Origin of the sequence: Pseudomonas sp. FDAARGOS_761 (assembly GCF_013343155.1) — a bacterium.
Lineage (GTDB): Bacteria > Pseudomonadota > Gammaproteobacteria > Pseudomonadales > Pseudomonadaceae > Pseudomonas > Pseudomonas aeruginosa.
Genome location: NZ_CP054572.1, coordinates 616430 through 638758, shown reverse-complemented (window position 1 = coordinate 638758; position 22329 = coordinate 616430). Strand labels below are relative to the sequence as shown.

At 65.2% G+C, this 22329-nt stretch carries 22 protein-coding genes and 1 other RNA gene; 4 read left to right on the top strand and 19 right to left on the bottom strand.

Features of this window, described 5'->3' with window-relative positions; genetic code table 11:
* Positions 1–2: 2 nt before the first annotated feature.
* The 14 genes from FOC67_RS03050 to rsmI all read right to left on the bottom strand — a co-directional run bounded on the left by FOC67_RS03050 (position 3) and on the right by rsmI (position 14908).
* The gene (locus tag FOC67_RS03050; RefSeq protein ID WP_003094120.1) at positions 3–962 is read right to left on the bottom strand and encodes a D-alanine--D-alanine ligase; all 960 of its coding nucleotides are present in this window, start codon (positions 960–962) and stop codon (positions 3–5) included.
* A complete protein-coding gene (gene murC, locus FOC67_RS03045; protein ID WP_003094121.1) occupies positions 959–2401 on the bottom strand; it encodes a UDP-N-acetylmuramate--L-alanine ligase in 1443 nt (480 codons plus the stop codon). The genes FOC67_RS03050 and murC overlap by 4 nt, the downstream gene beginning before the upstream one ends.
* Positions 2394–3467, bottom strand: coding sequence for an undecaprenyldiphospho-muramoylpentapeptide beta-N-acetylglucosaminyltransferase (gene murG / locus FOC67_RS03040; protein WP_009315945.1), 1074 nt, complete (start codon positions 3465–3467; stop codon positions 2394–2396). Before murG ends, murC begins: the two co-directional genes overlap by 8 nt.
* A complete protein-coding gene (gene ftsW / locus FOC67_RS03035; RefSeq protein WP_003094125.1) occupies positions 3457–4656 on the bottom strand; it encodes a putative lipid II flippase FtsW in 1200 nt (399 codons plus the stop codon). Before ftsW ends, murG begins: the two co-directional genes overlap by 11 nt.
* Entirely contained in the window at positions 4656–6002 is a 1347-nt protein-coding gene (gene murD / locus FOC67_RS03030) for a UDP-N-acetylmuramoyl-L-alanine--D-glutamate ligase (RefSeq protein WP_009315944.1), read from the bottom strand. Before murD ends, ftsW begins: the two co-directional genes overlap by 1 nt.
* Before the next feature lie 13 nt (positions 6003–6015).
* Positions 6016–7098 carry a phospho-N-acetylmuramoyl-pentapeptide-transferase gene (gene mraY, locus FOC67_RS03025; RefSeq protein ID WP_003094129.1) on the bottom strand — a complete coding sequence of 361 codons (1083 nt, stop codon included), beginning with the start codon at positions 7096–7098 and terminating at the stop codon, positions 6016–6018.
* Positions 7098–8474 carry a UDP-N-acetylmuramoyl-tripeptide--D-alanyl-D-alanine ligase gene (gene murF / locus FOC67_RS03020; RefSeq protein ID WP_009315943.1) on the bottom strand — a complete coding sequence of 459 codons (1377 nt, stop codon included), beginning with the start codon at positions 8472–8474 and terminating at the stop codon, positions 7098–7100. Before murF ends, mraY begins: the two co-directional genes overlap by 1 nt.
* Entirely contained in the window at positions 8467–9930 is a 1464-nt protein-coding gene (locus FOC67_RS03015; RefSeq protein ID WP_009315942.1) for a UDP-N-acetylmuramoyl-L-alanyl-D-glutamate--2,6-diaminopimelate ligase, read from the bottom strand. The genes murF and FOC67_RS03015 overlap by 8 nt, the downstream gene beginning before the upstream one ends.
* Complete coding sequence (gene ftsI, locus FOC67_RS03010) at positions 9930–11669, bottom strand: peptidoglycan D,D-transpeptidase FtsI (RefSeq protein WP_003094139.1); 1740 nt, start codon at positions 11667–11669, stop codon at positions 9930–9932. Before ftsI ends, FOC67_RS03015 begins: the two co-directional genes overlap by 1 nt.
* The gene (ftsL, locus tag FOC67_RS03005) at positions 11666–11959 is read right to left on the bottom strand and encodes a cell division protein FtsL (protein WP_003094142.1); all 294 of its coding nucleotides are present in this window, start codon (positions 11957–11959) and stop codon (positions 11666–11668) included. The genes ftsI and ftsL overlap by 4 nt, the downstream gene beginning before the upstream one ends.
* Positions 11956–12897, bottom strand: a complete 942-nt coding sequence (gene rsmH, locus FOC67_RS03000) for a 16S rRNA (cytosine(1402)-N(4))-methyltransferase RsmH (RefSeq protein ID WP_003134737.1) — start codon at positions 12895–12897, stop codon at positions 11956–11958. Before rsmH ends, ftsL begins: the two co-directional genes overlap by 4 nt.
* A 2-nt stretch (positions 12898–12899) precedes the next feature.
* Positions 12900–13355 carry a division/cell wall cluster transcriptional repressor MraZ gene (gene mraZ, locus FOC67_RS02995; RefSeq protein ID WP_003103101.1) on the bottom strand — a complete coding sequence of 152 codons (456 nt, stop codon included), beginning with the start codon at positions 13353–13355 and terminating at the stop codon, positions 12900–12902.
* 314 nt (positions 13356–13669) lie between these two features.
* Positions 13670–14019: RNase P RNA component class A (gene rnpB / locus FOC67_RS02990), an RNA gene on the bottom strand.
* Positions 14020–14059: 40 nt separating this feature from the next.
* A complete protein-coding gene (gene rsmI / locus FOC67_RS02985) occupies positions 14060–14908 on the bottom strand; it encodes a 16S rRNA (cytidine(1402)-2'-O)-methyltransferase (protein ID WP_003134739.1) in 849 nt (282 codons plus the stop codon).
* Between the two features lie 126 nt (positions 14909–15034).
* Here rsmI and FOC67_RS02980 point away from each other — a divergent pair, with 126 nt between their 5' ends.
* Genes FOC67_RS02980 through FOC67_RS02965 form a run of 4 tightly spaced genes read left to right on the top strand, consistent with a single transcriptional unit; the run spans position 15035 to position 18420 of the window.
* Positions 15035–16849 (top strand): penicillin-binding protein activator, encoded by a 1815-nt coding sequence (locus FOC67_RS02980; RefSeq protein ID WP_009315940.1) that lies wholly within the window; start codon positions 15035–15037, stop codon positions 16847–16849.
* Positions 16846–17223, top strand: coding sequence for a YraN family protein (locus FOC67_RS02975; protein ID WP_031627741.1), 378 nt, complete (start codon positions 16846–16848; stop codon positions 17221–17223). Before FOC67_RS02980 ends, FOC67_RS02975 begins: the two co-directional genes overlap by 4 nt.
* A gap of 28 nt (positions 17224–17251) precedes the next feature.
* Positions 17252–17845: a phosphoheptose isomerase gene (locus FOC67_RS02970; RefSeq protein WP_003094149.1), complete on the top strand. Its 594-nt coding sequence runs from the start codon at positions 17252–17254 to the stop codon at positions 17843–17845.
* A complete protein-coding gene (locus FOC67_RS02965) occupies positions 17842–18420 on the top strand; it encodes a BON domain-containing protein (protein ID WP_003094151.1) in 579 nt (192 codons plus the stop codon). Before FOC67_RS02970 ends, FOC67_RS02965 begins: the two co-directional genes overlap by 4 nt.
* 55 nt (positions 18421–18475) lie before the next feature.
* On the opposite strand, the gene FOC67_RS02960 is transcribed toward FOC67_RS02965, so the two are convergent.
* The 5 genes from FOC67_RS02960 to petA form a co-directional block, all read right to left on the bottom strand.
* Positions 18476–18883 carry a ClpXP protease specificity-enhancing factor gene (locus FOC67_RS02960; protein ID WP_003094153.1) on the bottom strand — a complete coding sequence of 136 codons (408 nt, stop codon included), beginning with the start codon at positions 18881–18883 and terminating at the stop codon, positions 18476–18478.
* Between the two features lie 11 nt (positions 18884–18894).
* Positions 18895–19512 (bottom strand): glutathione S-transferase N-terminal domain-containing protein, encoded by a 618-nt coding sequence (locus FOC67_RS02955; protein ID WP_003094155.1) that lies wholly within the window; start codon positions 19510–19512, stop codon positions 18895–18897.
* 85 nt (positions 19513–19597) lie between these two features.
* On the bottom strand, positions 19598–20380 hold the full coding sequence (locus FOC67_RS02950) for a cytochrome c1 (protein WP_003455493.1): 783 nt from the start codon (positions 20378–20380) through the stop codon (positions 19598–19600).
* The gene (locus FOC67_RS02945; RefSeq protein WP_003094159.1) at positions 20380–21591 is read right to left on the bottom strand and encodes a cytochrome bc complex cytochrome b subunit; all 1212 of its coding nucleotides are present in this window, start codon (positions 21589–21591) and stop codon (positions 20380–20382) included. The genes FOC67_RS02950 and FOC67_RS02945 overlap by 1 nt, the downstream gene beginning before the upstream one ends.
* Complete coding sequence (gene petA, locus FOC67_RS02940) at positions 21591–22184, bottom strand: ubiquinol-cytochrome c reductase iron-sulfur subunit (RefSeq protein ID WP_003100631.1); 594 nt, start codon at positions 22182–22184, stop codon at positions 21591–21593. The genes FOC67_RS02945 and petA overlap by 1 nt, the downstream gene beginning before the upstream one ends.
* Positions 22185–22329: the final 145 nt, after the last annotated feature.

The following is a 22329-nucleotide window of genomic DNA, read 5'->3' as shown; positions in this document are numbered from 1 at the left end:
GCTTATCCCCTCGCCTCGCGGCTATCGGCCAGGATCGCCAGCACCAGTTGCTGGAAATCCAGGCCGGCGGCCCGCGCGGCCATAGGCACCAGGCTGTGGTCGGTCATGCCTGGTGCGGTGTTGACTTCAAGCAGCCAGAAACGCCCTTCGGCGTCCTGCATCACGTCCGCCCGCCCCCAGCCCTGGATGCCCAGGGCGTCGCAGGCGCGCGCGGTGAGTTCCTTCAGCTCGCGTTCCTTGGCCTCGTCGAGACCGCAGGGCACCTGGTAGCGGGTATCGCTGGCCAGGTACTTGGCGTCGTAGTCGTAGAAGGTGTGCGGCGTGCCCAGACGGATCGCCGGCAGCACCTGCCCGCGCAAGGTCGCCACGGTGAATTCCGGGCCGCTGATCCACTGCTCGACCAGCACCTGCGAGTCGTAGCGGGCCGCTTCGCGCCACGCCGCGATCAATTCGTCGAGCCCGCCGACCTTGGCCATGCCGATGCTCGAGCCTTCGTGAGCCGGCTTGACGATCAGCGGGAAACCCAGTCGCTGCGCCGCGTCGCGGCAGTCATCCTCGCTGGCCAGCACCGCGTAGTCCGGGGTCGGCAGGCCGAGGCTGAGCCAGACCCGCTTGGTCCGCAGCTTGTCCATCGCCAGCGCCGAGGCCAGCACGCCGCTGCCGGTGTAGGGAATGCCCGCGCACTCGAGCAGGCCCTGCATGCTGCCATCCTCGCCGCCACGACCGTGGAGAATGATGAAGGCACGGTCGATCTTCTCCTCGACCAGGCGTTGCAGCAGGTCTTCGCCGACATCGATGCCGAAGGCATCGACCCCGGCGGCCAGCAGGGATTGCAGGACCATCGCGCCGGACTTCAGCGACACCTCGCGCTCGGCGCTCTTGCCGCCGAACAGCACGGCGACGCGGCCGAACGCCTTGGGATCCTGGGTGCCGTTCAGCAGGCTATCGAGGCAAAGGTTCATGCGCCCTTCCCTCCCTTGCCGGCGAACAGCGGGTTCTTGATCAGTTGCGGGGCCAGGCCGCCGACATCGCCAGCGCCCTGGCAAAGCAGGATGTCGCCAGCGCGCAGCAGCGGCTTGACCAGCGGCGCCAGGTCGGCGTCGCGCTCGAAGTAGATCGGGTCGAGCTGACCGCGCTGGCGGATGCTGTGGCACAGCTGGCGGCTGTCGGCTCCCGGGATCGGCTCTTCGCCGGCCGGATAGACCTCCATCAACAGCAGCACGTTGGCTTCGCCCAGCACCTGCACGAAGTCTTCGTACAGGTCGCGGGTACGGGTATAGCGATGCGGCTGGTAGACCATCACCAGGCGACGCTCCGGCCAACCGCCACGGATCGCCTTGATCACCGCGGCGACTTCGCGCGGATGGTGGCCGTAGTCGTCCACCAGCATCACGCTGCCACCCTCGACCTGCAGCTCGCCGTAGACCTGGAAGCGCCGGCCTACGCCCTGGAAGCCGGACAGCCCCTGGACGATGGCTTCGTCGGAGATGCCCTCGTCGGTAGCGATGACGATGGTCGCCAGGGAATTCAGCACGTTGTGCAGGCCGGGCATGTTCACCGAGACGTCCAGCGGCTCGCGCTCCGGGCGCAACACGGTGAACCAGGTGCGCATGCCTTCCTGGCGGATGTTGATCGCGCGCACGTCGGCGTCTTCGCTGAGGCCGTAGGTCACGGTCGGGCGGGCGATCTGCGGGAGGATCTCGCGCACCACCGGGTCATCCACGCACATCACTGCCAGTCCGTAGAACGGCAGGTTGTGGAGGAACTCGACGAAGGTCTTCTTCAGCTTGTTGAAGTCGCCGCCGTAGGTCGCCATGTGGTCGGCGTCGATATTGGTGACCACCGCGACCATCGGTTGCAGGTGCAGGAAGCTGGCGTCGCTCTCGTCGGCCTCGGCCACCAGGTAGCGGCTGGCGCCAAGCTGGGCGTTGGTCCCGGCGGCGTTCAGTCGGCCGCCGATGACGAAGGTCGGGTCCAGGCCGCCGGCGGCGAACACCGAGGCGATCAGGCTGGTAGTGGTGGTCTTGCCGTGGGTGCCGGCTACCGCGATGCCGTGCCGGTAGCGCATCAGTTCGGCGAGCATCTCCGCACGCGGCACCACCGGAATCCGCCGTTCCAGGGCCGAGGCCACTTCCGGGTTGGCCCGGTTGATGGCACTCGACACCACCAGCACGTCGGCACCGTCGGCGTTTTCCGCCTGGTGGCCGATGAAGATCTGCGCGCCGAACTTCTCCAGGCGCTCGGTCACCGCCGAGGCCTTGAGGTCCGAGCCGGATACCTCGTAGCCGAGGTTCAGCAGCACTTCGGCGATCCCGCACATGCCGGCGCCGCCGATGCCGACGAAATGGATGCGGCGGATACGGCGCATGGTCCGGGTGACGCCATTCGGTTCTTTAACCACGGGCCACCTCCAGGCAGGCATCGACCACCGTCCGGGTAGCCTCGGGTTTCGCCAGGCTGCGTGCCTGGTCTGCCATGGAGCGCAGGGTTTCGGGATGCATCAGGACCTCGGACAGCTGCGCGGCCAGTTCGGCCGCGCCGGTAGACTTTTGCGGCAGCAGGCGGCCGGCGCCGCTGCGTACCAGGAATTCGGCATTGCGGGTCTGGTGATCGTCGATCGCGTGAGGCAACGGCACCAGGAAGGCGGGTAATCCCGCCGCCGTCAGCTCGCTGACGGTCAGCGCGCCGGCGCGGCAGATCACCAGGTCGGCCCAGGCATAGGCCGCGGCCATGTCGCTGATGAAGGGCGCGACGTCCGCTTCGACCGCCACTGTGCGATAACGCTCGGCGGTAATCTCGGCATGCTGACGACCGGCCTGATGGCGGATTGCCGGACGGATTTCCCGCGGCACCTGCGCCAGGGCCTCTGGCAACAGCTTGTTCAGCGGTTCCGCGCCAAGGCTGCCGCCGAGCACCAGCAGATTGACCCGACGGCCGGTCAGCGGCGCGCGGGCATGCGCGTCGAGGAACAGCTCGCCGCGCACCGGATTGCCGGTGGTCAGACGCTTGTCGCTGGCCGGGAAGGTATCCGGGAATGCCTCGCAGACGCGCCTGGCGATCGGCGCCAGGCTGCGGTTGGCGGTGCCGGCCACAGCGTTCTGCTCGTGGATCACCAGCGGCACGCCGTTGAGGCGCGCGGCCAGGCCGCCCGGGCCGGTGACATAGCCACCCAGGCCGAGCACGCAGACCGGCCTCAGCTGGCGGATCACCCGCAACGCCTGGAACAGCGACTTGAGCAGTTCCAGCGGCGCCTTGACCAGCGACTTCAGGCCCTTGCCGCGCAGCCCGCTGACCTGGATCAGGTGCAACGGCAGGCCGGCCTTGGGTACCAGGTCATTCTCGATGCCGCGCGGCGTCCCTAGCCAGTGCACGGCATAGCCGCGCGCCTGGAACTCCCGCGCACAGGCGAGTGCCGGGAACACGTGTCCGCCGGTGCCACCCGCCATGATCAGGACATTACCTTTCATCGGCAAAGTCCTCTTCGTTGAACTCATATTCCTCGCTACCCAGGTGGGTTCGCCGTTCCCATTCGATGCGCAGCAACATCCCCAGACAGGCACAGCAGATCACCAGCGAACTGCCGCCGTAGCTGAGGAACGGCAGGGTCAGGCCCTTGGTCGGCAGCAGGCCGACGTTCACCCCGATGTTGATCAGGAACTGGCCGATCCAGAGGAAGGCCAGGCCGTAGGCCACGTAGGCGGAGAAGAACTGCTTGGCCTGCTCGGCCCAGATGCCGATGTACAGCGCGCGCAGGCTGACGAACACGAACAGGGCGACGGTCGCCAGGGCGCCGACGATGCCCAGTTCCTCTGCAAGCACGGCGAAGACGAAGTCGGTGTGCGCCTCCGGCAGGTAGAACTGCTTCTGGATGCTGTTGCCCAGCCCCATGCCCAACCAGCCGCCGCGGCCGAAGGCGATCAGCGCCTGGCTCAACTGATAGCCGGCGCCGAACTGGTCGGCCCAGGGGTCGGTGAAGTTGGTCAGGCGCGCCATCCGGTAGGGCTGGGTCTGGATCAGCAGGACCACCGCGCCGACCGCCAGCAACACCATCAGACCGAAGCGGAACAGCCCCACCCCGCCGAGGAACAGCATGGCCGCGGCAGCGCCCATCATTACCACGGTGGCGCCGAAGTCCGGCTCGCGCAGCAGCAGGCCGGCCATCGGCAGCAACACCACGAAGGGCTTGAAGAAGCCCATCCAGCTTTCCCGGACCTCCTGCTGGCGGCGGATCAGGTAGCCGGCCATGAAGATCACCACGCAGACCTTGGCGATCTCCGAAGGCTGGATGTTGAACAGGCCGAAGCCGATCCAGCGCATCGAGCCGTTCACCTCGCGGCCGATGCCGGGGGTGATCACCAGCACCAGCAGGCCGAAGGCGACCAGCAACAGCTTCCAGCCCCAACGCTGCCAGGTGGCCATCGGGACCATCATGGTCAGGCCGCAGGAAATCAGGCCGATCACCAGGTAGATCAGGTGACGGACGGAGAAGTACAGCGGGTTGCCCGACTGCGCCGCCGCCACCTCGGAGGAGGCGGAAGTCACCATCACCAGGCCGAGGCCGAGCAGCGCCAGGCAACCCGCCAGCAGCGGGAAGTCCAGGTCGATGCCGTGCCGGCTCAACAGCGGCGACGGGAAGGGGCGCAACACCGACAGCATCACGCTAGCTCCTCTACGGCTTTGGCGAACAGGCGTCCGCGTTCTTCGAAGTTCTTGAACATGTCCAGGCTCGCGCAGGCCGGCGACAACAGCACCGCATCGCCTTCGCGGGCCAGCTCGGCGGCCTGCCGGACTGCTTCGTCCAGCGTTGCGACGCGCACCAGCGGTACCGCGTTGCCCAGTGCCTGGGCAATCAGCCCGGCGTCACGGCCGAGCAGTACCACCGCCCGGCAGAAGCGCGCGACCGGCTCGCGCAGGTCATGGAAATCGGCGCCCTTGCCGTCTCCGCCGGCGAGCAGCACCAGCTTGCCGTCGATGTCGGCACCCAGCCCCTCGATCGCCGCCAGGGCGGCGCCGACGTTGGTGGCCTTGGAATCGTCGTAGTAGCTCACGCCCTGCCGCTCGCGTACCCACTGGCAGCGATGAGCCAGGCCGGAAAACGCCTTCAGCGCGCCGAGCATGGCGTCGAACGGCAGGCCGACCGCATGGCCCAGCGCCAGCGCGGCGAGCGCGTTGGAATAGTTGTGGGCGCCACGGATCTTCAGTTCGCCAACCGGCAGCAGCTTGTCGAACTGGAACGCCAGCCACTTCTGGCCGTCTTCCTCGATCAGGCCGAAAGCCTTGAAGTCCGGCTTGTTCAGGCCGAACGACCAGCACGGCACGCTATCGGCGATCAGCGGTCGGGTCAGGGCATCGGCGCGATTCACCACGACCTGGCGGGCACCGCGGAAGATCCGGTGCTTGGCCAGGTGGTAGTCAGCCATGCCGTCGTAGCGATCCATATGGTCTTCGCTGACGTTCAGCACGGTCGCCACCTCGGCGTTGAGGCGATCGCAGGTTTCCAGCTGGAAGCTCGACAGCTCCAGCACGTACAGCTCGATGTCATCGGCCAGCAGGTCGAGCGCCGGGGTGCCGAGGTTGCCGCCGACGGCGACACGCTTGTCCGCGGCCACCGCCATTTCGCCCACCAGGGTGGTCACGGTGCTCTTCGCGTTGGAACCGGTGATGGCGACGATCGGTGCCTTCGCCTCGCGGGCGAAGAGATCGATGTCGCCGGAGATGCGCACGCCTTTCGCGGCGGCCTGTACCAGCGCAGGGGTGCGCAGCGACAAGCCGGGGCTGACGTAGAGTTCGCGGGCGGAGCAGAGGAACTCGGCGTCGAGTTCGCCGCAACGCACTTCCACCTGCGGATACTGGGCACGCAGGGTGGCCAGCTCCGGCGGGTTCTCTCGGGTATCGACCACGGCGAAAGGCAAGCCGCGGCGCGCCAGGTAGCGCACCAGGGACATGCCGCTCTTGCCGAGGCCGACAACGATGCGGAAGTGGTCGGAGGCGATCAGGCTCATGCTCTCTTCGTCCTCAACGCAGCTTCAGGGTGGCGAGGCCGATCAGCACCAGGATCACGGTGATGATCCAGAAGCGCACGATCACGCGCGGCTCCGGCCAGCCTTTCAGTTCGAAATGGTGATGGATCGGCGCCATGCGGAAGACGCGGCGTCCGGTCAGCTTGAAGGAAGCGACCTGGATCATCACCGAGAGGGTTTCCATGACGAACACCCCCCCCATGATGAACAGCACGATCTCCTGGCGCACGATCACCGCGATGGTGCCCAGCGCGGCGCCCAGCGCCAGCGCGCCGACGTCGCCCATGAAGACCTGCGCCGGATAGGTGTTGAACCAGAGGAAACCGAGGCCGGCGCCGACCAGCGCGGCGCAGAACACGATCAGCTCGCCGGCGCCCGGTACGTTGGGAATCAGCAGGTACTCGGCGAACTTCACGTTGCCCGACAGGTAGCAGAAGATGCCCAGCGCGCCGGCAACCATTACCGTCGGCATGATCGCCAGGCCGTCGAGACCGTCGGTGAGGTTCACCGCATTGCTCGAACCGACGATGACGAAGTAGGTCAGAACCACGAAGAAGATGCCCAACTGGATCTCGACGCTCTTCAGCATCGGCACGATCAGGGTGGTCTCGATCGGGGTTTCGGCAGTCATATAGAGGAACACGGCGGCGCCGATGCCGAACACCGACTGCCAGAAGTACTTCCAGCGGCTCGGCAGGCCGCGGGAGTTCTTCTCGATCACCTTGCGGTAGTCGTCCACCCAGCCGATGGCACCGAACAGCAGGGTAACGACCAGCACCACCCACACGTAGCGGTTGGAAAGATCCGCCCACAGCAGCGTGCTGATGGCGATGGCGGTAAGGATCAGGGCGCCGCCCATGGTCGGGGTGCCCTTCTTCGACAGGTGCGACTGCGGACCGTCGTTGCGCACGGCCTGGCCGATCTGGCGGATCTGCAAGGTACGGATCATCCAGGGCCCCAGCCACAGCGACAGCGACAGCGCGGTGAGCACGCTGAGAATGCCGCGCAGGGTCAGGTACTGGAAGACGCCGAAGCCCTTGTAGAACTGTTGCAGGTATTCGGCCAGCAGCAGGAGCATTAGTGACTCTCCTCGGAGGAACCGCACAGCGCCGCGACGACTTTGTCCATCGCCGCGCTGCGGGAACCCTTGATCAAAATGGTGGTTGTCGGTTGTTCGGTGGCCAGCGCCCCGATCAGGCTGGCCTGGTCGGCGAAGTGCCGGCCCGTGGCGCCGAACGCCTGTACGGCGTGGGCCATCAGCGGTCCGACCGCATAGAGCGCGGACACCTTGCCAGCGGCGTAGGCGCCCACCTCGCGGTGGGCCTGCTCGGCCCAGGAGCCGAGTTCGCCCATGTCTCCGAGGACCAGGACGGTGCGCCCGGAAAAGCCGCTCAGTATATCAATCGCCGCCAGCATTGACGCGGGGTTGGCGTTGTAGCTGTCGTCTATCACACGCAGCCCGCTGGCGGTCAGTTGCGCTACCGCGCGGCCCTTGACCGGTTGCAGTGCCTGCAGCCCGGCGACGATCCCACCCAGCGGCACGCCCAGCGCATGGGCGGCAGCGGCGGCAGCCAGGGCATTGGCGACATTGTGCCGCCCCAGCAGGTTGAGCTGGACCTGCGCTTCACCCGCTACGCCCTGCAACCTGAACCCCATGCAGCCGCGCGCATCGCGCTGCAGATCGGCGGCGCGGAAATCGGCCTGGGGCCGGTCGAGGGAGAAAGTCAGCAACGGACGGCCGCTGGCGCGGGCCTTCCAGGTGTCGAAGGCCTTGTCGTCCAGGTTCAGCACGGCGGTGCCGTCGGCGGCCAGCCCTTCGAGTATCTCGCCCTTCGCCTCGACGATCTTCTCCGGTCCGCCGAACTCGCCGACATGGGCGGTGCCGGCATTGGTGATGATCGCCACGTGGGGGCGGGTCAGCTCGACCGTGTAGGCGATCTCGCCGATGCGCGAGGCGCCCAGCTCGATCACTGCGCTACGGTGCTGCGGCGCCAGTTGCAGCAGGGTCAGCGGTACGCCGAGGTCGTTGTTCAGATTGCCACGGGTAGCCAGCACCGACTCGGCATCGCCGGCCTGGGTACGCAGGATGCTGGCGAGCATCTCCTTGACCGTGGTCTTGCCGCTGGAGCCCGTCATGGCCGCCAGCGGGCCGGTGAACTTGCGCCGGTTCAGCGCGCCCAGTCGCCCCAGGGCCGCACGGGTATCGCGCACCAGCAATTGCGGCAGGGGCGCGTCGGCGACTTCGCGCTCCACCAGCGCAGCCACCGCGCCCTTGGCGGCAACCTCGGCGAGATAGTCGTGGCCGTCGAAACGCGGCCCACTCAGGGCAATGAACAGTTGGCCGGGCCCGATGGCGCGACTGTCGGTGGAAACCGCCGAAAAGACGACGTCGTCGCCGATCAGGCGGGCGTCCAGCGCGACCGTCAACTGGCTGAGGCGAAGAGGCTCAAGCATGCGGCACCTCCCAGGCGGCCAGGGCGCGCTCGGCCTGCTCGATGTCGGAGAACGGATGGCGTACGCCGTCGATCTCCTGATAATCCTCGTGACCCTTGCCAGCCAGGAGCACCACGTCATCCACCGCAGCGGAAGCGATCAGATGGGCGATCGCCTCACCGCGCGACGGCAGGAAGGTAACCTTGTCAGCGGCAGCGAAGCCTTTGCGGATATCGGCGATGATCGCCGCACTGGCCTCGGTGCGCGGGTTGTCGTCGGTGACCAGCACCCCATCCGCCAGGCGTTCGGCGATCGCAGCCATCAGCGGACGCTTGCCGGCATCGCGATCGCCACCGCAGCCGAACAGACACAGCAGGCGCGCGGCCGCGTGCGGACGCAGGGCCTCCAGGACTTTTTCCAGGGCGTCGGGAGTATGCGCGTAGTCCACCACCACCAGCGGCTTGTCGCCGCCTCCCAGGCGCTGCATGCGGCCGACCGGCCCCTGCAGTTGCGGCAAGGTGCGGAGGATATCGCCCAAGGGATAACCCAGGCCAAGCAACGCACCGACCGCCGCCAGCAGGTTGCTCAGGTTGAAGCGGCCGAGCAACGGGCTGCGCAGCAGGCCCTCGCCGTGCGGAGTGACCAGTGCCGCCTCGATGCCGGCGTCGCCGAAGCGCGCTTCGCGGCAATAGAGAAACGCCGAGCTGTCGGTGAGGCTGTAGGTGATCAGCTCCGAGTTCTGCTCCTCGCCGGCCAGTCGACGGCCGAAATCGTCGTCCAGGTTGATCACCCGGCAGCGCAGGCCCGGCCAGGCGAACAGCTTGGCCTTGGCGGCGGCATAGGCTTCCATCGAACCGTGATAGTCGAGGTGGTCGCGGGACAGATTGGTGAACACCGCGATATCGAAACCGAGCGCCGCCACGCGGCCCTGGTCGAGGCCGTGGGAAGACACTTCCATCGCTACCGCGCGGGCGCCGGCCTGCTTCAGCGTGGCCAGCGTGGCCTGCACCGCGAGCGGGTCCGGCGTGGTGTGCCGGCCGCTCTCCAGGGCGCCGTAGAAACCGGTGCCGAGGGTGCCGACGATGCCGCAGCGCTCGCCGAGCAGATCCAGGGCCTGGGCCACCAGTTGGCTGACGCTGGTCTTGCCGTTGGTGCCGGTGACGCCGATCAGGTCCAGCCCGCGGCTCGGCTCGCCGTAGAAACGCCCGGCGACCGCCGACAGTTGCGCGGCCAGCCCCTTCACCGCGATCAGCGGCGCATCGCTGGGCGGCAGCTCTCCGGCGCCTTCCGCCTCGTAGGCCACGGCAGCCGCGCCCTTGGCCAGGGCATCGGCGATGTGCGCACGACCATCCTGGCGCCCGCCCGGCACCGCCAGGAACAGGTCGCCCGGACGAACGCCGCGGCTATCCAGGGTCAGCTCGCGGATCAGCAGATCGCGCTCGGCCTGGGGAAACAGTTGGTTCAGGCTCATAGGCATCAGCCACGCCCTCCTTTTGCGGGCGCAGCATTGACCTGCTGCTGTTCGGTGGCCGTCGGCAGGTTATCCGGCGGCACGTTCATCAGGCGCAGCGCGCCAGCCATGACCTTGCTGAACACCGGCGCCGACACCAGGCCGCCGAAGTAGCCCGCCTTGCTCGGCTCGTCGATCACCACGACCATCGCGATGCGCGGATCGGTGGCCGGGGCGAAACCGGCGAACAGCGAGCGATAGGCGTTTTCCCGGTAGCCCTTGGTGCCGACCGAGACCTTGCGCGCGGTCCCGCTCTTGCCGGCGGCGTGGTAACCCGGCACCTGGGCGCGGAACACCCCGCCCTGGGCCTCGACCACTTGTTGCAACATGCCCTGCACGGTGGAAGCCACTTCCGGCGAAATCACCTGCACGCCATCCGGCACGCGGTCGACTCGGGTCATGCTCAGCGGCACGCTCTTGCCGTCGTTGGCCAGGGCCGCATAGGCATGCGCCAACTGGATCGCGGTGACCGAGAGACCGTAGCCGTAGGCCAGGGTCGCAGTTTCCGCCTTCGGCCACTTGCGGTGGTTGGGCAGGTTGCCGACGCGCTCACCGGGGAAACCCAACCCCGTGTCCTGCCCAAGGCCGACCTGTTGCATGACCGAGTAGATGGATTCGGCGCCGATGTCGAAGGCGATCTTGCTGATGCCGACGTTGCTCGACTTGATCAGGATGCCGGTGAGATCAAGTTGCCGCGAATTGCGCGATACGTCGCGAATGGTGTAGCGGCCGATCTGCAGGGTGCCCGGGTAGACGTCGACGATATCGCTGGGTTTCCAGCGCCCGCTGGCCAGCGCCGCGCTCATCGAGAACGGCTTGACCGTCGAGCCCGGCTCGAACACGTCGATCATCGCCCGGTTGCGCATGGCCGCCGGCTGCAGGTTACGACGATTGTTCGGGTTGTAGGTCGGCTGGTTGGTCATGGCCAGGATCTCCCCGGTCTTCACGTCCATGATCACCAGGCTGCCGGCCTTGGCGCCGTTCTCCAGCAGAGCGTTGCGCAGTTCGCGATGAGCCAGGTACTGCAGGCGCAGGTCGATGGACAGCGCCAGAGTCTTGCCCGGCTTGGCATTCTTGGTGACCTGCACGTCCTTGATCACGCGGCCACGGCGATCCTTGAGCACCTGACGCTTGCCCGGCACGCCGGCCAGCCATTCGTCGAAAGCCAGCTCGATACCTTCGCGACCACGGTCGTCGACATCGGTGAAGCCGACCGCATGGGCCACCACTTCGCCAGCCGGGTAGAAACGCCGAAACTCCTCGATGGAGTACACGCCGGGCACCTTCAGGGCGATCACGCCTTCGCCCTGCTCCGGGGTCAGCCCACGGACCAGATAGATGAACTCGCGCTCGGCGTTCTGCTCGATGCGGTCGGCGAACAGCTTGGTATCCTGCCCGAGCGCCGCCGCCAGTTGCGGCCAGCGTTCCTTGGCGGTCATCAGTTCCTTGGGGTTGGCCCACAGGGTGGTGACCGGGGTGCTCACCGCCAGCGGTTCGCCGTTGCGGTCCGTGATCAGGCCCCGGTGCGCAGGGATGGCGATATGCCGCACGCTACGCGCATCGCCCTGGCCCTTGAGGAAGTCATGGTCGATCACGTGCAGGTCGACGATTCGCCAGACGATGGCGCCGACCATCGCCAGCAGCAGGCCGACGATCACGCAGAACCGCCATGGGTAGAGGGCGCCCTGGAAATAATTCAGTTTCATGGCGCCACCATCCTGACCTCGGCCGGGTCGGGAACGCGCATGCGCAACTGTTCCACCGCCAGGCTTTCGATGCGGCTATGAGCGGTCCAGGTGCTCTGCTCGAGAATCAACCGGCCCCACTCGGCCTGCGCCTTGTCGCGCACGCTCAGCTCGGAATACAGCGAGTTGAGCAGTTGCCGGTTCCAGTAGGTGCTGTAGGCCACGGCAATCGCCGAGAGCAACAGACCTATATAAAGCAGCAACATGAGGAAGCTGCCGGTAGGCAGGCGCTTGACGAAGAGACGGCTCATCTCAGCTTCTCCGCCACGCGCATGACCGCGCTGCGCGAGCGCGGGTTGGCCTTGAGTTCTTCTTCCGAAGCGTACTGCGGCTTGCCCAGCAGCTTCAGGCGCGGTTCGAAGACCTTGGAACGGATCGGCAGGTCGCGCGGCAGGTTGTCCGCCTCGCCCTTGGCGTGCTTGCGCATGAACAGCTTGACGATGCGGTCTTCCAGGGAATGGAAACTGATCACCACCAGGCGGCCGCCGACGGCCAGCGATTCGAGCGCGGCGTCAAGGCCGCGCTCGAGATCGCCCAATTCATTGTTCACATGGATGCGCAGGCCCTGGAATGCGCGGGTCGCCGGATTCTTGCCCTTCTCCCAGGCGGGGTTGGCAACCGTGATCACTTCGGCGAGATCAGCGGTCCGTTCGAACGGCCGCTCCTGGCGGCGCTGCACGATGGCGCGGGCCATCCGCTTGGCGAAGCGCTCTTCGCCATATTCCTTGAAGACCCGGGCGATTTCCTCTTCGGTGGCGTTGGCGATGAACTCCGCTGCGCTGATGCCCTGGCCGGGATTCATGCGCATGTCCAGGGGACCATCGTTGAGGAAGCTGAAGCCGCGCTCGGGATCGTCGAGTTGCGGCGACGACACGCCAAGGTCGAGCAGGACGCCATCGACCCGACCTTCGAGACCGCGTGCGCGCACCTCATCGCCCAGTTCGGCGAACGAGCGCTGCACAATGACGAAGCGGCCGTCTTCGGCCGCCAATGCTTTTCCTGTCTGGATGGCCTGGGGATCTTTGTCGAATCCGAGCAGGCGTCCCCCGGTGCCCAGTTTCTCGAGCAAGGCTCGACTATGGCCCCCTCTTCCGAAGGTACCGTCCAGATAGCAGCCGTCCTCCCGCGGGGCCAGTGCGGAAACGGCCTCCTCGAGCAGAACGGTGATATGGCGGTAGGTGGCATTCATAGTCAAAGGATCAGGTCGCGTAGTTCGTCCGGCAGCCCACCGGGTTGTTTGATTGCCGCCAGGTCGGCTTCAGCCATGGCGTTCCAGGCATCCTCATCCCACAACTGAAACTTGTTCAGTTGCCCCACCAGCATCGCCCGCTTGTCCAGCTTGGCGTACTCGCGCAGGCGCGGCGGAATCAGGAAACGCCCGTTTCCGTCCAGTTCCAGATCGACGGCATTACCGATCAGCAGCCGCTGCAGGCGCCGCGTTTCTTCTCGCAAAGAAGGCAGCTCGCGCAGCTTGGCTTCGATCAGTTCCCATTCGGGCAAGGGGTAAACGGTGAGGCAGGGGTCGACTGCGTCGATAGTGACGATGAGCTGGCCGGCACAACGCGAAACGAGCTCGTCACGATACCGACTCGGCATCGCGAGGCGCCCTTTGGCGTCAAGACTTATGGCATTAGCTCCGCGAAACACGTCAGCGCTTCCCCTGTGGTTGGCTTTCCATGCCAATTGATCCCACTTTTACCCACTTCATACCACTTCTGCACACTATAGAAATCCACACTCCCCACCGTCAAGGCGCGTCAGAAGTGAAAAATCCTTACAGGACGGAGATTTAGCGTGCTTTTGGAAGGTTGCGGAGCGCTTTTAGAAGTAAAAGAGATGACAAAACACAATAAGCCCAAAGTCTTAGCCTTCGAACTTAAAGTGATTTATCAAGAGTTGCGGCTTTTCGCTTTTGCGACGGACGGATAAAACCGGGAAAAAGCGAAGAGAGTGGGAAGAAGTGGGAGAGTCGATCTATAAGCCGGGTTCTGTCGAGGACAGCCATTCCTCTGGGACGCACATCACTGTACGCCTCAAGCGACCTACCCGAATCCAACGCGGGCCGCGCCAATGGATTCCTATTTGGTCTTGCTCCGAGTGGGGTTTACCTAGCCACGCACTGTTGCCAGCCGTGCGGTGCGCTCTTACCGCACCTTTTCACCCTTACCGGCGCTGTTGCGCTTAGGCGGTTATTTTCTGTGGCACTTTCCGTAGGCTCGCGCCTCCCAGGCGTTACCTGGCACTCTGCCCTATGGAGCCCGGACTTTCCTCCACCGCGCTATTGCGCGACAGCGACTGTCCAATCGACTCTCCGCCGACAAGGTTAGCGGGAGCAGGCGCGAAGAACAAGCTCAACTCTTCCCTTGGCGTTGCAAAGCCTGTTGATACAAAAGGTTTTTTCGCACCCCGGTGATTTCCGCCGCCAGCGCCGCGGCTTTCTTCAACGGCAGCTCGGCAAGCAGCAGGTCGAGCACCCTGAGCGCCTCTGCACCGATCGACTCCTCGCCTTCCGGCGCCTGCCACCCCGCCACCAGCACAACGCACTCGCCGCGCTGCTGGTTGCTGTCCGACGCGACCCAATCATGCAGTTCGGCCAACGGCAGGCTGCGAATGGTCTCGAAGGTCTTGCTCAGCTCCCGCGCCAGCACCGCACGGCGCTCCCCGCCGAACACATCGCGCATGTCCGCCAGGCTTTCCAGCAGACGATGGGGCGCCTCGTAGAAAATCAGCGTGCGTGGCTCTTCCTGTACCGCCTGGAGGCGGCTGCGTCGTCCCGCAGCCTTGGCGGGCAGGAAACCTTCGAAGATGAACCGGTCCGACGGCAATCCCGCCGCCGACAGCGCCGCGATCAGCGCGCAGGAGCCCGGCACCGGGACCACCCGGATACCCAGCGCCTGTGCCTGGCGCACCAGGTGGAAGCCGGGATCGGAAATCAGCGGGGTACCGGCGTCCGAGATCAGCGCGACGTCCTCCCCCCCCTGCAGCCGGGAGATGAAGCGCCCGCCCTCCTCGCGCTCGTTGTGCTCGTGGCAGGCCGCCAATGGCGTCTCGATGCCGAAGTGCTGGAACAGCCGGATCGAATGGCGGGTATCCTCCGCAGCCACCAGGGCCACCTCCCGCAGCACCCGCAGGGCGCGCGGGGTGATGTCGTCGAGATTGCCGATCGGGGTCGCCACTACGAACAGAGTGCCTGCTGACACGAAAATACCTCGGGAGCTATCTGAAAAGGCGGCATTGTATCGCGATTCAGGGTGCCGCCATCGCACCCGAGGCGGGCCTCCGGTACAATCGGCGACTCTTCGTGAATGCGCCATGAGAAGCCCTATATGATCGCTTGCCTGCGTCCGCTTTCTGCTCTGATCCTGGCCGGTCTGCTGACCGCCTGCGCGACCTCGTCCAATTCCGGACTGGGCGAACTTCCCCGTACGCCGAATGCCAGCATCGAGCAGTTGTTGCAACAGGCCAGCCAGAGCAAGCCCGAGGAAGCGGCGCTGCTGCGCCTCTCGGCAGCGGACCTTGCCTACCAGCAGAAGGACCTCGCCAGGTCCACCGCCATCCTGGGACAGATCCCGCTGGAAAGCCTGAAGCCGGCCCAGCAGGTCTTCGCCAGTACCCTGAACGCCGAACTGGCCCTCGCCCGCAGCAAGCCCAAGGCCGCCCTGCAGGCATTGCAGCATCCGAGCATGCAGCATCTCAGCGAGCTGCCGGTGACCCAGCAGGTTCGTACCCAGCGCGCCAAGGCCCAGGCCCTCGCCGCCGACGGCCAGGTCCTTGCCGCAGCCAAGGAGCGCATCTACTTCGCCCCGCTGCTCGAGGGCCCGGCGGTGATCGAGAACCAGGAAAAGATCTGGACCCTGGTCAGCAGCCTGCCGGTCGACCAGTTGCAACCGAGCGCCAACGAAGGCGACCTCAGTGGCTGGCTGGCCCTGGCACGCATCACCAAGACCTCGCCGACCCTGCAGCAACAGCAGGCCAGCATCGAGAGCTGGCAACAGCAGAACCCCGAGCACCCGGCGGCCAAGCACTTGCCGGCGGCGCTGGAGAAACTCAAGACGCTGTCCCAGCAGCCGCTGACCCGCATCGCCCTCCTGCTACCCCAGCAGGGGCAGTTGGCCAACGTCGCCCGGGCCCTGCAGGACGGCTTCCTCGCCGCCCACTTCCAGGCCCAGCAGGCCGGCCAGAACCCTCCTTCGATCAAACTCTACGACAGTACCCAGGTGCGCTCGCTAGATGACTTCTACCGCCAGGCCCAGGCCGATGGCGTCGAACTGGTCGTCGGTCCACTGGAGAAGCCGCTGGTCAAGCAACTCGCCAGCCGCGAGCAACTACCGATCACCACCCTCGCACTCAACTACAGCGACAACAGCCAGGAAGGCCCGGCGCAGCTGTTCCAGTTCGGCCTCGCCGCCGAGGACGAAGCGCGCGCGGTGGCCAGCCGGGCCTGGGGCGACGGCATGCGCCGGGCCGTGGCGCTGGTGCCGCGCGGCGAATGGGGCGACCGCGTGCTGGCCGCCTTCAGCCAGAGCTGGCAGTCCGCGGGCGGCAGCCTGATCGCCGCCGAGCATGTCGACCAGCCGGTACAACTGGCGCAACAGATCGCCGACCTGCTGCAACTGCGCCAGAGCGAAGGCCGCGCCCAGCGCCTGCAGGGCGCCCTCGGCAGCCAGATCGCCACCCAGCCGTCGCGCCGCCAGGACATCGACTTCGTGTTCCTCGCCGCCACCCCGCAGCAGGCCCGCCAGATCAAGCCGACCCTGGCCTTCCAGTACGCCGGCGACCTTCCGGTCTACGCCACTTCGCACCTCTACACCGGGACCAACAACCCGACCCAGGACCAGGACCTCAACGGCATCCGCTTCTGCGAGACCCCGTGGCTGCTCAACCCCAGCGACCCGACCCGCCAGCAGGTCGCCGCCCAATGGCCCCAGGCCAACGGCAGCATGGGCCGCCTCTACGCCATGGGCGTCGACGCCTACCGCCTCGCTCCGCGTCTGCCTGAACTGAAGGCCGTGCCGAGCCTGCAGATCGACGGCCTGACCGGTACCCTGAGCCTGAATCCGACCCAGCGCATCGAACGCCAGTTGCAATGGGCCGAATTCCGCAATGGCCAGGTCCAGCCGCTGGGGACCACCAGCTTTTGAGCGATAGGGAAAGCTCCCGGGACAAGGGGCGCCAGGCCGAGGAACTGGCCTGCGCCCATCTACGGCGACAGGGCCTTGCCACACTTGGCAAGAATTGGACTTGTCGCCGCGGAGAGCTCGATCTGGTCATGCTCGACGGCGATACAGTAGTATTCGTCGAAGTCCGCTCCCGCCGGCATCGCGCCTGGGGCGGAGCCCTGGAGAGCATCGACGCGCGCAAGCGGCAACGCCTGATTCTCTCCGCCGAACTTTTTCTGCAACAGGAGGCGCGCTGGGCCAAACGCCCCTGTCGCTTCGATGTGGTCACCGTCGATACCAGCGACGGACAATCACCACCGCGACTGGACTGGATTCAGAACGCATTCGACGCCTGATCAGCCGCCCCACCGAAGGTCATTACCGATGGACATGCAACACCGTATCCGCCAGCTCTTCCAGGCCAGCATCGAGACCAAGCAGCAGGCGCTGGAAGTACTGCCTCCCTATATCGAGCAAGCCAGCCTGGTGATGGTCAATGCGCTGCTCAACGAGGGCAAGATCCTCTCCTGCGGCAATGGCGGCTCGGCCGGCGATGCCCAGCACTTCTCCTCCGAACTGCTCAACCGCTTCGAGCGCGAACGTCCGAGCCTGCCGGCCGTGGCCCTGACCACCGACAGCTCGACCATCACCTCGATCGCCAACGACTACAGCTACAACGAAGTCTTCTCCAAGCAGATCCGCGCCCTGGGCCAGCCGGGCGACGTCCTGCTGGCGATTTCCACCAGCGGCAATTCGGCCAACGTGATCCAGGCCATCCAGGCTGCCCACGACCGCGAGATGCTGGTGGTCGCCCTGACCGGCCGCGACGGTGGCGGCATGGCTTCGCTGCTGCTGCCGGAAGACGTGGAGATCCGCGTTCCTTCCAAGATCACCGCACGCATCCAGGAAGTCCACCTGCTGGCCATCCACTGCCTCTGCGACCTGATCGACCGCCAACTGTTCGGGAGTGAAGAATGAGCCGTACCGCCTTCGTCGCCGCCACCCTGGCCCTGAGCCTGGCTCTGGGAGGCTGCAGCAGTTTCCTCAGCGCCACCCGGGACAAACCGATCGACGACGATCGCGGGACCCGAACCATCGGCAGCAAGATCGACGACTCGCTGATCGAGACCAAGGCCGCGGTGAACATCGCCAAGGCCGATCCGGCCCTGGACAAGGACTCTCACATCGTCGTGGTCAGCTACAACGGCATCGTGCTGATCGCCGGCCAGACCCCGCGCGCCGACCTCAAGAGCAAGGCCGAGCAGGCCGCACGCACGGTGCAGAAGGTCAAGAACGTGCATAACGAACTGCAGGTGACCTCGCCCTCCTCCCTGCTCGCCCGCAACAACGACGCCTGGATCACCACCAAGCTGAAGACCCAGATGCTCAGCGATCCCAACGTGCCCTCGTCGCGGATCAAGGTGGTCACCGAGAACGGCATCGTCTACATGATGGGCCTGGTCAACCAGCAGGAAGCCGCCCAGGCTGTCCGCGTCGCCCAGGGCGTCGACGGGGTGCAGAAGATCGTCAAGCTGTTCGAATACATAAACTGAAGAACAGCGAACGAAAAAAGGCGATCCTTCGATCGCCTTTTTCATTGCTCGCCGTTTACTTGACCACCTTCAGGGATGGCCTGCCACTGGGACGCGGCGGCTCATCGGACGGTCCGCCATCGTCATCGCCCGGCTCGTCGTCCACCGGACCCGGCTGCTCCAGATCGAAGACCATGCCCTGGCCGTTTTCCCGGGCGTAGATGGCCATTACCGCCAGCGCTGGAATGTACAGGCTCTGCGCCACGCCGCCGAAACGCCCCTCGAAGCTGACCGCCTCGTTGTCCATGTGCAGATGCCGCACGGCAGAGGGCGAGACATTGAGCACGATCTGCCCATCGCTGGCATAACCCGGAGGCACCTTTACCCCGGCGAACTCTGCGTTCACCAGGATATGTGGCGTGCAATCGTTGTCGACGATCCATTCATAGAGCGCGCGGACCAGATAGGGACGGCTGGAATTCATCTTCATGTTCCTTAACGCATATCTCGTTCAACGGAAGACAGGCTGGCCCGGAAGCTTTCCCGGGCGAATCCGCGCTCCATGTAGTCGAGCAACGGCTTGGCCTGCCGCGGCAACTCGATGCCCAGCAGCGGCAGACGCCAGAGGATCGGCAACAGGCAGCAATCCACCAGGCTGAAATCCTCGCTGAGGAAATATGCCTTGTCGGCGAACAGCGGGGAAACCCCGGTCAGGCTCTCGCGCAACTCCTTGCGCGCCTGGACCCGCTCGGCCTCCTTGCTGCGCGCATCCAGGATCCGGTCCACCAGGGAACACCAGTCCCGCTGGATACGATGGATCAACAGGCGGCTGTTGGCACGCTTCACCGGATAATCGGGCAGCAGCGGCGGATGCGGATAGCGTTCGTCGAGGTATTCCATGACCACCGTCGGCTCGTACAGCGCCAGGTCGCGATCGACCAGGGTCGGTACGCTGCCGTAGGGGTTGACCTCCGCCAGCATCGGCGGACAGCGGCCCGCCTCGATATCGATCACCTCTACCGCCACGTTCTTCTCGGCCAGGACCAGGCGGATGCGATGGCAGTAATGATCGGCAGGGTCGGAATAGCAGGTCAGCTTGTTGATTGAAGCCATGGAGCCCTCCTCGCAGGTCGACTTGTGGGAGGTGAAAAGACGCGCGCGCCCCGTAGGGCGCGCGCTTCGAAGACCAACGTGCGGGTTAGTGCACGTCCTTCCAGTACTCGCGCTTGAGGAGATAGGCGAATACGAAGAAGAAGGCCAGGTAGAGCAGGACGTAGGTACCGATACGCTCGGAGGCCAGCTTGTTCGGGTTGGCCGAATAGGCCAGGAAGGTCACCAGGTTCTTGACCTTCTCGTCGAACTGGGCTTCGTTCAGCTCGCCGGTCTTCGGCACCACGGTCAACTGGTCACAAGCTTCGTGAGTCAGCGGGGTACCGGTCAACGGATCGAACTGCTTCTTGCCATCCTCGACCACCTGTACCTGCTTGCAGCCGATCACCTGGCGTCCCTGCAGGGGCGCCAGGACGTTCGGCATGCCGACGTTGGGGAAGATCACGTTGTTCACGCCCCACGGACGCTTGGGATCCTCGTAGAACGAGCGCAGGTAGCTATACAGCCAGTCGGTGCCGCGTACGCGGGCAACCAGGGTCAGGTCCGGCGGAGCAGCGCCGAACCAGGTCTTGGCGTCGGCCGGCTTCATGCCGATGTCCATGTGGTCGCCGATCTTGGCGCCGGTGAACACCAGCTTCTCCATCATCAGATCGGTAGGAATGCCCAGGTCGGTGGCGACACGCTCGTAACGCTGGAACTTGGCGCTATGGCAGCCCATGCAGTAGTTGGCGAAGGTACGCGCGCCATCCTGCATGGCCGCCTTGTCGGTCAGGTCGATGTCGACATGATCCAGTTGCGGCCCATGGCCGCCAGCGGCGAAACCCAGGACTGGCAGTACCGCCAGAATCAGTGCAGCGAATTGCTTTTTCATCAGCCAGTCACCCTTTCCGGAACCGGTTTGGTCTTCTCCATCCGGGTGTAGAACGGCATCAGGATGAAGAAGGCGAAATACAGGACGGTGCAAACGCGCGACAGGGTAGTACCCAGCGGGCTCGGAGCCTGGGCGCCGTAGTAGCCGAGGATCACGAAGGACACCGCGAAGATCACCAGCCACAGCTTGCTCAGCCAGCCCTTGTAGCGGATCGAGCGAACCGGGCTGCGATCCAGCCACGGCAGGACGAACAGCACGGCGATCGCCGCCCCCATCGCCACCACGCCCATCAGCTTGTCCGGAACCGCGCGGAGGATCGCGTAGAACGGGGTGAAGTACCAGACCGGAGCGATGTGCTCGGGGGTCTTGAACTGGTTGGCCATCTCGAAGTTGGGCTTCTCGAGGAAGTAGCCGCCCATTTCCGGGAAGAAGAAGATCACGGTGCAGAAGATGAACAGGAACACCACCACACCGACGATATCCTTCACGGTGTAGTACGGATGGAACGCGATGCCGTCCAGCGGTACGCCGTTCTCGTCCTTCTTCTTCTTGATGTCAACGCCGTCCGGGTTGTTCGAACCGACTTCGTGCAGCGCCAGGATGTGCAGCACGACCAGGCCGAGCAGGACGATCGGCAGGGCGATCACATGCAGGGCGAAGAAGCGGTTCAGGGTGATGCCGGAGATCAGGAAGTCACCGCGGATCCACTGGGCCAGGTCTTCGCCGACCACCGGAATCGCGCCGAACAGGGAAATGATCACCTGGGCGCCCCAGTAGGACATCTGACCCCAAGGCAGCAGGTAGCCCATGAAGGCCTCGGCCATCAGCGCCAGGTAGATCAGCATGCCGAAGATCCACACCAGCTCGCGCGGCTTCTGATAGGAGCCGTAGAGCAGGCCGCGGAACATGTGCAGGTAGACCACGATGAAGAACGCCGATGCACCGGTGGAGTGCATGTAGCGAATGATCCAGCCGTAGTCGACATCGCGCATGATGTATTCGACGGAAGCGAACGCCTCTTCGGCCGACGGCGTGAAGCTCATGGTCAGCCAGATGCCGGTGAGGATCTGGTTGACCAGCACCAGCAGCGCCAGGGAACCGAAGAAATACCAGAAGTTGAAGTTCTTCGGTGCGTAGTACTTGCTCAGATGGTCTTCCCACATCTTGGTCGCGGGAAAACGCGCATCGACCCAAGCCATGAACTTGTTCATCAGGCTTTCTCCTGGTCCACGCCGATGGTGATGACGTCGTCAGCATCGAACGTATAAGGCGGAATCGGCAGGTTCAGCGGCGCTGGCTGGCCTTTGTAGACACGACCGGCGAGGTCGTAGTGGGAGCCGTGGCAAGGGCAGAAGTAGCCACCCTTCCAGTCCGGACCGAGGTCGGCGGGGGCGACTTCGGGACGGAAGGTCGGCGAGCAGCCCAGGTGGGTGCAGATGCCGACGATCACCGCCAGTTCCGGCTTGATCGAGCGAAGCTTGGGATCGACGTACTCCGGCTGCTCCGAGGCCTTGGAGTCCGGGTCGGCCAGTTGTCCTTCGAGGCTCGGCAGGGCGTCCAGCATCTCCTTCGTGCGGTGCACGATGAATACAGGCTTGCCGCGCCATTCAGCGATGATCTGCTGACCTGGATCGATCTTGCCCACGTTCACCTGCACCGGCGCGCCAGCAGCCTTGGCTTTGGCACTGGGGAACCATGACCCTACGAACGGGACCGCAGCACCCACCGCTCCCGCCGCGCCAACCACAGAGGTGGCCGCGACGAGGAAGCGACGCCGGCCTGCATTCACGCCGTCATTACTCATTCAGTCGTCTCCCATCAGCTTCAGACCTGTTCTAATCAGGCCTTTAAGTAAAAATTCGAGCCGCGCAAAAAATTCGCCAAATGGTAAAGAAAACCCCCTTTGATGACAAGGTAATAGCCTGACACAAAACGCCCGAAACCCTTGT

Excerpts from the sequence above, each read along its gene's own strand:
- rsmH (WP_003134737.1), bottom strand. The coding sequence starts at position 12,897 with ATGAATGCCACCTACCGCCATATCACCGTTCTGCTCGAGGAGGCCGTT.
- FOC67_RS02945 (WP_003094159.1), bottom strand. The coding sequence starts at position 21,591 with ATGAACAAGTTCATGGCTTGGGTCGATGCGCGTTTTCCCGCGACCAAG.
- FOC67_RS03050 (WP_003094120.1), bottom strand. The coding sequence starts at position 962 with ATGAACCTTTGCCTCGATAGCCTGCTGAACGGCACCCAGGATCCCAAG.
- FOC67_RS02980 (WP_009315940.1), top strand. The coding sequence starts at position 15,035 with ATGATCGCTTGCCTGCGTCCGCTTTCTGCTCTGATCCTGGCCGGTCTG.
- ftsI (WP_003094139.1), bottom strand. The coding sequence starts at position 11,669 with ATGAAACTGAATTATTTCCAGGGCGCCCTCTACCCATGGCGGTTCTGC.
- murG (WP_009315945.1), bottom strand. The coding sequence starts at position 3,467 with ATGAAAGGTAATGTCCTGATCATGGCGGGTGGCACCGGCGGACACGTG.
- FOC67_RS02965 (WP_003094151.1), top strand. The coding sequence starts at position 17,842 with ATGAGCCGTACCGCCTTCGTCGCCGCCACCCTGGCCCTGAGCCTGGCT.
- murF (WP_009315943.1), bottom strand. The coding sequence starts at position 8,474 with ATGCTTGAGCCTCTTCGCCTCAGCCAGTTGACGGTCGCGCTGGACGCC.
- mraY (WP_003094129.1), bottom strand. The coding sequence starts at position 7,098 with ATGCTCCTGCTGCTGGCCGAATACCTGCAACAGTTCTACAAGGGCTTC.
- FOC67_RS03015 (WP_009315942.1), bottom strand. The coding sequence starts at position 9,930 with ATGCCTATGAGCCTGAACCAACTGTTTCCCCAGGCCGAGCGCGATCTG.
- FOC67_RS02955 (WP_003094155.1), bottom strand. The coding sequence starts at position 19,512 with ATGGCTTCAATCAACAAGCTGACCTGCTATTCCGACCCTGCCGATCAT.
- ftsL (WP_003094142.1), bottom strand. The coding sequence starts at position 11,959 with ATGAGCCGTCTCTTCGTCAAGCGCCTGCCTACCGGCAGCTTCCTCATG.
- FOC67_RS02950 (WP_003455493.1), bottom strand. The coding sequence starts at position 20,380 with ATGAAAAAGCAATTCGCTGCACTGATTCTGGCGGTACTGCCAGTCCTG.
- ftsW (WP_003094125.1), bottom strand. The coding sequence starts at position 4,656 with ATGCTGTCGGTGTTGCGCCCCTTCCCGTCGCCGCTGTTGAGCCGGCAC.
- petA (WP_003100631.1), bottom strand. The coding sequence starts at position 22,184 with ATGAGTAATGACGGCGTGAATGCAGGCCGGCGTCGCTTCCTCGTCGCG.
- FOC67_RS02960 (WP_003094153.1), bottom strand. The coding sequence starts at position 18,883 with ATGAATTCCAGCCGTCCCTATCTGGTCCGCGCGCTCTATGAATGGATC.
- FOC67_RS02970 (WP_003094149.1), top strand. The coding sequence starts at position 17,252 with ATGGACATGCAACACCGTATCCGCCAGCTCTTCCAGGCCAGCATCGAG.
- murD (WP_009315944.1), bottom strand. The coding sequence starts at position 6,002 with ATGAGCCTGATCGCCTCCGACCACTTCCGCATCGTTGTCGGCCTCGGC.